The following is an 11,669-nucleotide window of genomic DNA, read 5'->3' on the forward strand; positions in this document are numbered from 1 at the left end:
GCATGTACCTCAGATGCCGAATTTCAGATTGACGCCAATAGTGCGCGGCGAGATCGTGGTGACTTCTTCGACATTGCTGCCCACCGCAACGCCGGCGGTCGTGCGCCCTCGCACGTCGAACAAGTTGGTCGCGAAGATGTAGGCGGCCCAGTTGTCCTTGCTTACGCCGATGCGAGCGCCGACGTCGGCATAATCGCCCATGCGCCGATAGGAGGGGGAGTCGGGTCGGAAGTCCCCATAGGATGGACCCACATAGCTAAGATCGCTGCGGACCAAAGCTCTCAATCCGCCCAAGTCCCATTCGTATTGAGCGGCGACCGAGAAGCCCGTGTTGGCGATCTGCGGTATGCGATCGCCCTTGCGTCCGCTGGCGATGACCAGATCGTTGATCTGATCGGAGGTCAGCTTGGCCGACAGCAGGTTGACGTTGGCGGAAAGCTGCAGGCCGCGGAACGGCAAGGCGACGGTTTCGATCTCGACACCCTTGACTTTGGCGTTGCCGGCATTGGTCAGGAACAGGAACGTGCCGCTATTGCCGGTGACCTGCAGATTCTTCCAGTCCGTGACATAGCCGGTCAGGTTGAACAGCAGCCGGCCGTTCAGCAGTGTGGTCTTGGCGCCCGCTTCGTAAGTCCATAGCTTGTCGGATTGATAAGGCGTGAAGGAACTGGGCAACCCGATGACCTGGTTCGCGCCGCCGGGCCGGAAACCCGAGGCCGCCTGCGCATAGACAAGTACCTCGGGGGATAGCTGATAAGCCACATTGGCCTTGTAAAGCAGGCCGTTTTCTTTCGTGCCGCGAACCGTCCAGGGCTGAACTGCGAAATTGATGAGGTCGAAGCCTTTCATGATTTCGCCGGCGACGGTGCGGCGATAATCATAATATCGGATGCCGCCGGTCACGGTCAGTCCGTCAAGCGGGCGAACAGACACCTCGCCAAAGCCGGCAACCTGCCGCAGGCGATCCCGTACCCGCCGTTTGAAATCCAGCGGTGCGTCCTCACGAAGATCGCCTGACGCATCAACCAGAATGCCACTGGATCCCACCCAGGAGGTGCGGAGCGACCAATAGGCGCCCACGGTCCAGCTCAGCAAGCCGGCGTCCTTGGATTGCAGGCGCACTTCCCCGCTGCCGTTTTTCATTGTCTGCGGGGACACATAGGCGAGCGGGGTTACGGAATCGACGTAAGCATTGAAATTCTGCATGCCTTGCGGCGTGGCACAGGTGGCGGCCGTGAAGTGGCGTCTGCAGAAAGCCGGATTGTTAAAGGCGGTAAGCAGGAAATGATTGGGGTCGCGGCGGAATGAGCTGTCGCGATCCTGATAGGACCCTGTGACGATCAGGTCGGCAAATCCCAGGTCGGCGTTGGCGGTGCCGGTGTAAAGACGGTTCTTGTCCTCGAAGTTGAGCTTGGCCAGGCTGGCCGAGATGAATTTCCCGGAACCAGGCGCCCAGACCGGGTTCGCGCCGGTGGCGTCATAGTAATGGAAGCCGAAATCCAGGGTCAGCCAGTCGGTCGGCTTGGCTCGCAGAAGCAGGCGCGCGCCCTCGGTCTCTTCCCGATTGATGCTTTCATTGCCAAGGCCCGGATTGTCGATCCAGCCTGCGTTCTTGCGGCGGAAATAGACGGCACGAATGGCCAGCCGGTCATCGACGATCGGCACGTTGACCATCGCGTTCACTTGATAGTTCTCACCGGCATAGTGCGTGGTCGAACCGATCAGGTCGACGCCGGCGGAAAGCCGTTCATCGGGCTTGCGGTAGATGATGCGTACGGCGCCGCCCATGGAGCTTGCGCCGTAAAGTGTTCCTTGCGGCCCGCGAAGAACTTCTACCCGTTCCACATCGAATAGTTGCAGATCACCCTGATTGCCGCCGGAATCGCTGGTCGTCCCCGGCGCGCCGGCAAGCGGCGCCTCGTCATAATAAATCGCCACTTGCGGTTCGCCGGGAGAACGAATGCCGCGCAGCGCGATGCGCCGCTGGCCAGGTCCGTTGTCCGTAATGACCAGGCCCGGCACCACTTTCGCCAGATCGTTAAGACCATAGACAGCGGAGTTTTCAAGCGTCGACTGGGTTACGGCATTGATGCTCGCCGGGGTTTTCTGCAGCCGCGTCTCGCGCTTCTGCGCGGTTACCGTGATATCGTTGATGCTTTCACCCTGACTTACTTCGCCCGCCGCCGGAAGAGCGCCCTCGTTAGCTTCCGTGGCTGCCGCAGGCGTTGCGGCGATTATATGGAGCAGCGGAAGAAGAGAGGCGTAACATACTGCTTTTTTGGCACTTTCCATCGATTTCCTCGGATACTGACACAAAATGTATTGTCTACTTAATTGATAGATAAATACAGTCAAGCGGCCTTGCTGCAGTCGCGAAATGTGACTGGGGCGAGACTGTGGACGCGCCACCTCCAAGTTGGGTTGCGAAGGCGACGGGCGCTTGCGGTGAAGGCAACTTGAGTGTCATGCCCCGGCCGCGGTATGGAGCGTGCGATGGTGTGGGATTCGAGATCGCGAAAGTGGGGCGGCGTGGCGGTGGCCGCAGCGCTCTTCTGCACACCCGGCGTGGCCATGGCTGATGTCATGCAGATCGGTGCAAGCGGCGCCGAATGGGTTGCCGGCGGTCCGGGCATGCTTCCCAGCGTTGCTGGCGGCGACACGGCGTCCGTGCGGGAAACGCCGCGCACGGTGGAGGCCGGACTGCTCCCGCAATCGATCACTGTCGCGCTGGATGCCGCGGGGCCATCGCGCTGGCGCGCTCGCGTGGCCGAGCTTGCGGTCAAGTATGATATCAGCCCGGCTCTGCTTGAAGCCGTGGTCTGGCAGGAGAGCCGCTGGAACGAACGCGCGCTTTCACCCGTGGGCGCGCGGGGCCTCGCTCAACTGATGCCGGGCACGGCCGCGCGAATGGGCGTTGACGCGGCCGATCCTGTGGCCAACCTGGAAGGCGGAGCACGATACTTGCGCTTGCAGCTCGATGCCTTCGGCGGCGATGTCGAAAAAGCGCTCGCCGCGTACAACGCCGGCCCTGGTCGCGTTGAGAAAGCGGGCGGCGTGCCCGATATCCGTGAGACCAGGGCTTATGTCGCCGCGATCATGGCGCGCCTGACGGACTCAGTGCGACAATAAGAGCGGCTGCGCGTCAGCCCCGCATCAGCCCCAATGCGGCATAAGTCTTTTCCAGTGTCGGGATAGCCAGGGCCCGAGCCTTTTCAGCGCCCTTGCTGAGGATCGCGTCGAGCGCCGCGCGGTCTTGGCGCAGTTCCGTGAAACGCCGATTGATCGGCGCGAGTTTTTCGACAAGCAGTTCGCCCAGCGCGGGCTTGAACTTGCCGAAACCCTCGCCGCCGAACTCGCTCAGCACTGCGGCGACCGTGACGTTCGCCATCACAGCATAAATGGAGACGAGATTCTTCGCTTCCGGGCGACCTTCCAGTCCGGCTGCCTCCGAAGGCAGCGGCTCCGGGTCCGTCTTGGCCTTCTTGATCTTCTGCATGATCGCGTCAGCGCTGTCCGTCATGTTGATGCGGCTCATGTCGGAAGGGTCCGACTTGCTCATCTTGGCGGTGCCGTCGCGCAGGCTCATGATCCGAGCCGCCTCGGGCGGAATAAAGGGCTGCGGCAGAGTAAACACCGGCGCCTCCGGACTAGCGAAATCGTTGTTGAACTTCTGCGCGATGTCGCGGCCGAGTTCGAGGTGCTGCTTCTGGTCCTCTCCCACCGGCACGTGAGTCGCCTGGTACAGCAGCACGTCGGCCGCCTGCAGCACGGGATACGTGAATAGCGCGACGCTGGCCCCTTCGCGGTTCTTTCCCGCCTTGTCCTTCCATTGCGTCATGCGGTTCAGCCAGCCCATGCGCGCCGTGCCGTTCAGCAGCCATTGCAGTTCGGCATGCTGTGGCACCTGAGCCTGATTGAACAGGATCGAGCGTTCCGGATCGATCCCGCAGGCAACCAGCGCCGCAACCATCTCGCGGGTGTTGGCGGCGAGCTCGGCCGGCACGTGAGGCATCGAGATCGCGTGCAGATCAGCGAGGAAATAAAGGCATTCGCCGCCGGTCGCCGTCGCATCGTCCTGCATTGAAACCCAGGTGCGGATCGCGCCCAGATAATTGCCAAGGTGCAGGTTGCCGGTGGGCTGGATGCCGGAGACGATACGCATCGGTGCGTCCTTCATGAAACGTGCGGGAATGGAACGCATCCGTTCAGAGCGAACAGACGATAGAAACGGTCAACGTGTGACCGAGCGCCATCGCCAAGCCGCCCGGCCGGCGCGGCGGCCATGATCCTGGAGGGGCGGGAAAGCCTGCATGACGCGTGCCTTATCACAAATCGCCGTCCATGGAAGCCTTACCCGGCGTTTCGCGAGCGCCGTCGCCGGAGAAGGGCGAGGTCGTCCTTGGTGAACGCGCCCAGTACGATCGTCGCCATTCCGTAGACAAGGCCGCCTGCAGAGACGAGCACCGCCAGCGCCAGCCCCCGGACCAGCCAGGCGCCGTGAATGTAGGGGATCATCAGATCCTGGCCAAACCACAGCGCCACGCCCATCGCCAGCGCAGCCAGCGCCAGACGCGGGGCCCGGCGCCTGAGGCGCGCATCGAGATGAAAATGCCCGCGACGCACCAGCGTCAGGTACAGCATCAGAACGTTTATGGAGGAGGCTATCGCGGTCGCGAGCGGTGGGCCCATGTGCTTCAGCGGCAGGATCAGGATGAGGTTGCCGGCCAGATTCACCACCATGGAAATCATGGCATAGCGCACCGGCGTGCTGGTATCCTGCCGGGCGTAGAAGCCGGGGGTCAGCACTTTCACCAGAATATAGCTGGGCAGACCGATGGAAAAGGCGGCCAGCGCCTGAGCGGTGCGGTGAACATCGCCGGCATCGAACTTGCCGTAGCCGAACAGGGCGGCCGCGATCGGCTCACCGCAGACGATCAGCGCAATCGCCGCGGGCAGCGTGAGCAGCAGCGCGAGTTCAAGGCCGCGGTTCTGCGTTTCCATCGCGGCTGCGTCCTCTCCCCCTCCCAACTGGCGCGAAATCGTCGGCAGCAGTACGGTGCCGAGGCCGATGCCGATCAGCCCGAGAGGGAGCTGGTTCAGGCGGTCCGCCATGTAAATATAGGTCACGGAACCGTGCGCGAGCATCGAGGCCGCAAGCGCGGTCGAGATCACCAGATTGATCTGCACCGCGCCGGCCCCGGCGGCGGCGGGCAGGATCAGCTTCAGCAGACGCTTGACGTCCCCATTCCACACCGGCAGCCGCAAGCGCATGGAAACGCCGTTGGCGCGGCAGGCCCACATCAGCCAGAGCAGCTGTAGCGCGCCCGAAACCGTGACGCCGATCGATTGGTTGCGCGCCGTCACCAACGGGTCGCTGGAATGGAAGCCCAGCAGAGCCACGATCAGCGTCAGGTTCAACAGGATCGGCGCCGCGGCGTTGACCCAGAACTTGTTGAGCGAATTGAGAATGCCGCCCAGCAGCGAGACCAGGCTGATGAGCATCAGATAGGGAATGGTGATCCGGCTCAGCGTGACGGCATAAGCGAACTGTTCGTGGGTGACCCCGTTGAACCGCCCTGACAGCAGGAAAGTGACCGGCCAGGCAAAGACCTCCAGCACCAGAGTCATGAACAGCAGCACCGGCAGCAGTACGGAAAGCGCCTGTTCTGCAAACGTTATCCCGGCCGGCAACCCCGGCCCCTCAGGGTCGGCGACCTTCTGATTGAACATCGGGATGAAGGCTGATGCAAAGGCGCCTTCGGCGAAAAGCGCGCGGAACATGTTGGGCAGGCGGAACGCGATCAGGAAAGCGTCGGACGCGAAGCTCGCGCCGATGAACCGTGCGAACAAGCTGTCGCGCACCAGGCCCAGCACGCGGCTGGCCAGCGTCAGGCCGCCCACGCCGGCAAGGGCCTTGGCGAGATTCACCGGGCGGACTTCACGGGGTCGGGCACCTTACCCGAACAGAGATCAGGCGTTGCCGGCCGGTTCGCCTTGCGCTGCATCCGCCTCTTGCTGAGCCTGGGCTTGCAGTTGCTGGACGTACAGGCCGTTGAAGTCGACCGGCTCCAGCATCAGCGGAGCGAAGCCCGCGTCGCGCACCGCGTCGGCGATGACCCGCCGGGCAAAGGGGAACAGGATGCGGGGCGCCTCGGCGAACAGGAACGCGTGAGCCTGCCCTTCGTCCAGATTGCGCATGCCCACCAGCGCGCAATAGCTCAGGTCCACCACGAAGGCCGTTCCCGCATCCGTCTTGGAGGCGCAGGTGATTTTCAGTTCCACTTCATGCACCTCGCCCTCGATGGCGCGCGCGCCGATGTTGAACTGCACATCGATCTGCGGCGCGTCCTGCCAGGAAAAGCTTTGCGGCGCGCTGGGGTTCTCGACTGAGAGATCCTTGACGTATTGGGAGATAATGCCCGCAGTCGGGGCGGTATCCTCGCCATTGCCCAGCTTGATGTCGGAAATGATGTTGCCTTCGTCGGCCATGATGCGCTTTTCCCGCGATGAATCCTGTTGTCGCCGGCGCGACTAGAGCATTTTGCCTCCGCTTGGAACACCTCTTGCACGGGAAAAAGATGAAGCGGCACCGTTGCGTCCGGCCCACGGGTCAGCGAAAAAATGGCGCGGCCCGCCCGCTCACGCGTTGTTCATTTGTAAACCGTACCTATCTCACGCTATGTTGGTGCGTTGGAGCGCGAGTCCTGAATGGCGCGAACGCACGGCGAAAGGGATGGATAAAGGGACGTGACACCGGAAATAGTGATTCTGGCCATGATCGCAGCATTCCTGGGGCTGCGGCTGTATTCCGTGCTGGGCCGTCGTGCCGAGCACGAGGAAGAGCCGATCCAGGGACGCTTTGAAGGGCGTCAGGGCCGTCCGGGCGCGCCGCGCCTCCCCGCCCAACCGCAGCCGGACACCAAGACCGAGGCCAAGGCGGAGGATCGCGCGCGCATGGAAACGGCGCCGCGCCCGCGAGAAATGCCGTTGGCGCCGCCCCCCGCGGAACGCGGCCTGGCCGAGATTGCCAGTGCGGACCGCCGGTTCGATGCGTTTGCTTTTCTCGAAGGCGCGCGCGGCGCTTATCGCATGATCCTGGAAGCATTCTGGAAGGGCGACAAAGCCGAGCTTCGGCAGCTTTGCGACGCGGATGTCTATGGCGCTTTCACCAGCGCCATAGACGCGCGCCTTGCCGCCGGCGAAACGCTCGACAACCGGCTTGTCCGGATCGAAGAATGCAGCGTGGTTGCCGCCGGCGTGGACAGCGGCGCAGCGCGCATTACCTTGCGCTTCCGCGCCGATATTGCCGCAGTGACGCGCGATGTTGCAGGGGACGTGATTGCCGGATCGCTGGATGACGCGGTGGAAGCGGTGGACGTCTGGACGTTCTCGCGGCCCCTGAATTCCCCTGACCCCGATTGGCTGCTGACCGAAACTGACGCAGGCTGACGCCGCCCGCCTAGGGCCGCCGGCAGTTTTCGCACAGGAGATCCGAATTTTGCGGATGTGGGAGGTGCCCAAGCGGCGCGAAAGCAGACCTGGGCCGCGCGGGTTCGTACCCCTCTTGCTGCTGCTTTTGCTCGGTGGATGCGCCGGGATGATCCCTCGGGGCACAACTCCCGTGACCCCGCCGGCGGAAACCGCGGTGGCTTTGGGCATCACTGCCGGACCATCGATAGCCGGTCTGTCCCTTTCCGAAAAGGATGCTGCAGCCGCATTGACGTCTTTCCGGGAAAGCTGCCCACGCGTCTCGTCACGGGTGGACGGTAGCGGCCTGACGCGCCCGGACGATTGGCGCACCGCTTGCACTGCCGCTCTCAACTGGGGCTCCGGCTCGGCGGTCCTGTTCTTCGCCAGCTATTTCGAGACTGTTCGGGTCGGCGACGGAAAGGCTTACGCGACCGGCTATTACGAGCCCGAGATCGCCGGTTCGCGCGCGCGCCTGCCGGGCCTCGACGTGCCGGTTTACAAGATGCCGCCTGACCTCGTGCGGGCCAGACCGGGCGACGCGCCTCCTCTCGCCGACGGCAGGATGCCGCTCGGACGCTATGGTTCGGATGGTAGTTTCACCGAATATTATGACCGCGCGGCGATCGAACAGGGCGCGCTGATGGGACGCGGACTGGAGATCGCGTGGGTCGCCGATCCGGTCGAGTTCTTCTTTCTCCAGGTGCAGGGTTCCGGCCGGCTGCGGGCGCCGGACGGCTCCGTGATGCGCATCGGCTACGCCGGACAGAATGGCCTGCCTTATACCGGCATCGGCGGTCTGATGCGCCAGCGCGGATTGATCGGCACCGGACCGGGGCAGTATTCCGGATCGATGCAGGGGATCGTCCAGTACATCCGCGATCATCCCGCCGAGGGTCAGGCCCTGATGGATGAGAATCGTTCCTATGTGTTCTTCAAGGAACTGACCGGTGATGGGCCGCTCGGCGCTTTGGGTGTGCCCGTGCGTTCGGGCAGCTCGGTCGCCGCAGATCCGCGTTACGTGCCGCTGGGCGCGCCGGTATGGCTCGACCTCGACCGGCGCGAGGCGGACGGCCTGTGGATCGCGCAGGATACGGGCGGCGCCATCAAGGGACCCAATCGCTTCGACACGTTCTGGGGCGCCGGCGACCAGGCGCAGGCGACCGCCGGGGGCATGAGCGGGCGCGGTGACGCGCTGGTGCTGGTGCCGAAGGGGACGCTGGCCCGCCTCGGCGCGCAATGAGACGTCCGAACCGGCGATTGACGGCCGAGGAAGCGCAAGTCTGGGCTCAGGTGACGCGCACGGTCACGCCTCTGCAAAAGGACGAACCGGAACCGCTTCCACGTGAGGCGGCCGCGCCGCAGAAAGTTGGCCCGGAGCCTCCGTCATCGCCGGTAAAAGCGAAGAAGATCAAAGGCCGAGTCCCGCCGCCGCCCGTGAAACCGGCTTTCCCCAAGGCCGGGGGAGATAGTCCACTCCACCTTGACGGATCATGGGAGAAGCGGATTGCGAAGGGCGCGCTGGTCCCCGATTTCAGCCTGGATCTTCACGGCGCGAACCTGGAAGTCGCTTATTCCCGCCTGATGAATGGCCTGGCCCAGGCCAAGGCCATGGGCGCGCGGGTGGTGCTGGTCGTCACCGGGAAGCCGCGCCCTGCTGATGCGATGGACCGGGGCGAACGCCGCGGAGCCATCCGCGCGAAAATAGCCGATTGGCTGGCGGCCAGCCCTTATGCCGAGGATATCGTTGCAGTACGCGGAGCGCACCGGCGCCACGGCGGCGCGGGGGCCATATACCTGGTGTTGAAGAGGCGGCGTTAGCGGGAGCCCTGAAGGCTCCCGCTGCCGATATTGTCAGGCCGCTTGTGCGATCTCGGCCGGAGTCTCGTTGCGGATCAGGTAATCGAAGGCCGAAAGTGCCGCCTTCGACCCCTCGCCCATAGCGATGATGATCTGCTTGTAAGGCACCGTAGTGGCATCGCCCGCCGCGAACACGCCGGGCAGATTAGTGGCGCCCTTCTCGTCGACCATGATCTCGCCCCGTGGTGAGAGCGCCAGGCCCGAGTTCTTCAGCCACTCCGTATTGGGCACCAGGCCGATCTGGACGAATACGCCTTCCAGCTCGATGTGCTTTTCCCCGCCGGTCTCGCGGTTCTTGTACGAGAGGCCGTTGACCTTCTCGCCATCGCCGGTGACCTCGGTGGTCTGGGCGGAGACGATAATTTCCACATTGCTCATCGAGCGCAGCTTGTCCTGCAGCACTTGATCGGCGCGCAGCTTCGGATCGAATTCGATCAGCGTCACGTGGCCGACGATGTTCGCCAGATCGATTGCCGCTTCCACGCCCGAGTTGCCGCCGCCGATCACCGCTACGCGCTTGCCCTTGAACAGCGGGCCGTCGCAGTGCGGGCAATAGGCCACGCCCTTGGTGCGGTATTCGGCCTCGCCCGGCACGCCCAGATTGCGCCAGCGCGCGCCTGTGGTGAGGATCAGCGACCGCGCTTTGAGCGAAGCGCCATTAGTAAAAACCACCTCGTGATAGCCGCCCAGCTCCTTCGCCGGGATCAGCTGCTCCGCGCGGGCCAGGTTCATCACGTCGATCTCATATTCCTTGACGTGCTGTTCCAGTGCGGCGGCAAGCTTGGGCCCTTCGGTGTAAGGAACCGAAATGAAGTTCTCGATACCCATGGTGTCCTGCACCTGACCGCCGAAGCGCTCGGCCGCAAGGCCAGTGGAAAAGCCCTTGCGCGCGGTGTAGATCGCGGCGGAGGCGCCGGCGGGGCCGCCACCGATGACCAGCACTTCAAAGGGATCCTTACCGGCCAGCTTGGCGGCCGCCCTGGCGTCGGCGCCCGTGTCCAGCTTGGCGAGAATTTCCTCCGCGCTCATCTTGCCAGAGGCCCACATTTCTCCATTCAGGAACACGGCAGGCACGGCCATGACGCCGCGCGCCTCAACCTCGTCCTGGAATGCACCGCCTTCGATCAGGGTAACGGTGACGTGCGGATTGTTCAGCGCGATCAGGGTCAGCGCCTGCACCACATCGGGGCAATTGTGGCACGAAAGCGAGAAGTACATCTCGAAATCGAAACTGCCCTCGAGGCTGCGAATCTGGGCCAGCACTTCTTCGGAAACCTTGGGCGGATGGCCGCCGGCCCAAAGCAGGGCAAGAACCAGCGAAGTGAACTCATGGCCAAGCGGCACCCCGGCGAAGCGCACCCAGGCGCCCGCGTCGGATGCGCGGCGAATGATGAAGCTGGGCTTGCGCGCGTCATCACCGTCGAACGTGGCGGTGACCTTGTCGGACAAGTCGGCGATCGTCGTCAGCAGTTCGCGCGTTTCGGCTGACTTGGCGTCTTGGCCCAGCGAGGCGACGAGCTCGATCGGCTCGCGCAGCATGGCGAGGTATTGGGAAAGCTGTTGCTTCAGGTTGGCGTCAAGCATCGGAAATGAGTCCTTGAGGATATGCAAGAGGAAGTGGGCGCGGCCCGGGGCTCCCTGGGGGGAGGGGGAGGGAAGGAGCCCCAGACCGCGCGCCTTTCGCGCGCAACCCGAAGAGTTGCGGCGCTGTTAGAGCTTGCCGACGAGGTCCAGCGAAGGCGCGAGGGTTTCGCTACCCTCTTCCCACTTGGCCGGGCAGACCTGGCCGGGGTGAGCGCGCACATACTGAGCAGCCTTGATCTTGCGGACCAGCTCTGCAGCGTTGCGGCCCACGCCCTCGCACGTGATTTCCATGATTTGGATCACGCCGTCGGGATCGACCACGAAGGTGGCGCGGTCAGCCAGGCCCACGCCCTCGCGCAGCACGCCGAAGTTGTTGGTCAGGTCATGGTTCTGGTCACCCAGGAAGGCATAACCGCACTTGCCGATCTTTTCCGAGGTGTCATGCCATGCCTTATGGCTGAAGTGCGTGTCGGTCGAAGCGCCGAACACTTCCACGCCCATGCCCTTCAGGGTCTCGTACTGGTCGGCCAGATCTTCCAGTTCAGTCGGGCAAACAAAGGTGAAGTCGGCCGGATAAAAGAAGAACACGGCCCACTTGCCGGCAATGTCCTTTTCGGTAACGTCGAAGAAATCCTTGCCGGCCTGGAACGCAGTGTTCTTGAACGGCTTGATGGTGCTGCCGATGATACCCATGGTCATATGCTCCCTCGATTAGGTGTTGAACTGACGAAAAGGGAGATAGGCCCCTCGCGTGACGA

At 63.5% G+C, this 11,669-nt stretch carries 10 protein-coding genes; 4 read left to right on the forward strand and 6 right to left on the reverse strand.

Translation table 11 applies throughout. The features are described from left to right. Window positions 1-9: 9 nt before the first annotated feature. Window positions 10-2,292, reverse strand: coding sequence for a TonB-dependent receptor (locus tag V7D69_RS06215; RefSeq protein WP_324064648.1), 2,283 nt, complete (start codon window positions 2,290-2,292; stop codon window positions 10-12). 201 nt (window positions 2,293-2,493) lie between these two features. Here V7D69_RS06215 and V7D69_RS06220 point away from each other — a divergent pair, with 201 nt between their 5' ends. Beyond that, window positions 2,494-3,129, forward strand: coding sequence for a lytic transglycosylase domain-containing protein (locus tag V7D69_RS06220; RefSeq protein ID WP_324064647.1), 636 nt, complete (start codon window positions 2,494-2,496; stop codon window positions 3,127-3,129). A 13-nt stretch (window positions 3,130-3,142) separates the two neighbouring features. On the opposite strand, the gene trpS is transcribed toward V7D69_RS06220, so the two are convergent. The 3 genes from trpS to secB all read right to left on the reverse strand — a co-directional run bounded on the left by trpS (window position 3,143) and on the right by secB (window position 6,489). After that, a complete protein-coding gene (trpS, locus tag V7D69_RS06225; RefSeq protein ID WP_324064646.1) occupies window positions 3,143-4,162 on the reverse strand; it encodes a tryptophan--tRNA ligase in 1,020 nt (339 codons plus the stop codon). Window positions 4,163-4,350: 188 nt separating this feature from the next. After that, window positions 4,351-5,928 carry a murein biosynthesis integral membrane protein MurJ gene (murJ, locus tag V7D69_RS06230; RefSeq protein ID WP_324061258.1) on the reverse strand — a complete coding sequence of 526 codons (1,578 nt, stop codon included), beginning with the start codon at window positions 5,926-5,928 and terminating at the stop codon, window positions 4,351-4,353. A 42-nt stretch (window positions 5,929-5,970) separates the two neighbouring features. Beyond that, entirely contained in the window at window positions 5,971-6,489 is a 519-nt protein-coding gene (gene secB / locus V7D69_RS06235) for a protein-export chaperone SecB (RefSeq protein ID WP_324061259.1), read from the reverse strand. A 258-nt stretch (window positions 6,490-6,747) separates the two neighbouring features. On the opposite strand from secB, the gene V7D69_RS06240 reads away from it, so the two are divergent. Genes V7D69_RS06240 through V7D69_RS06250 form a run of 3 tightly spaced genes read left to right on the forward strand, consistent with a single transcriptional unit; the run spans window position 6,748 to window position 9,288 of the window. Then, window positions 6,748-7,449 (forward strand): Tim44/TimA family putative adaptor protein, encoded by a 702-nt coding sequence (locus tag V7D69_RS06240; protein WP_333605357.1) that lies wholly within the window; start codon window positions 6,748-6,750, stop codon window positions 7,447-7,449. A 55-nt stretch (window positions 7,450-7,504) separates the two neighbouring features. Beyond that, window positions 7,505-8,710, forward strand: a complete 1,206-nt coding sequence (gene mltA / locus V7D69_RS06245; protein ID WP_414690923.1) for a murein transglycosylase A — start codon at window positions 7,505-7,507, stop codon at window positions 8,708-8,710. Further along, a complete protein-coding gene (locus V7D69_RS06250) occupies window positions 8,707-9,288 on the forward strand; it encodes a Smr/MutS family protein (protein WP_333605358.1) in 582 nt (193 codons plus the stop codon). Before mltA ends, V7D69_RS06250 begins: the two co-directional genes overlap by 4 nt. 33 nt (window positions 9,289-9,321) lie before the next feature. On the opposite strand, the gene ahpF is transcribed toward V7D69_RS06250, so the two are convergent. Continuing rightward, window positions 9,322-10,911, reverse strand: a complete 1,590-nt coding sequence (gene ahpF / locus V7D69_RS06255) for an alkyl hydroperoxide reductase subunit F (RefSeq protein ID WP_333605359.1) — start codon at window positions 10,909-10,911, stop codon at window positions 9,322-9,324. A 126-nt stretch (window positions 10,912-11,037) separates the two neighbouring features. Continuing rightward, on the reverse strand, window positions 11,038-11,604 hold the full coding sequence (ahpC, locus tag V7D69_RS06260; protein ID WP_324062091.1) for an alkyl hydroperoxide reductase subunit C: 567 nt from the start codon (window positions 11,602-11,604) through the stop codon (window positions 11,038-11,040). Between the last annotated feature and the right edge of the window lie 65 nt (window positions 11,605-11,669).

The organism is Novosphingobium sp., from assembly GCF_036733805.1.
Lineage (GTDB): Bacteria > Pseudomonadota > Alphaproteobacteria > Sphingomonadales > Sphingomonadaceae > Novosphingobium.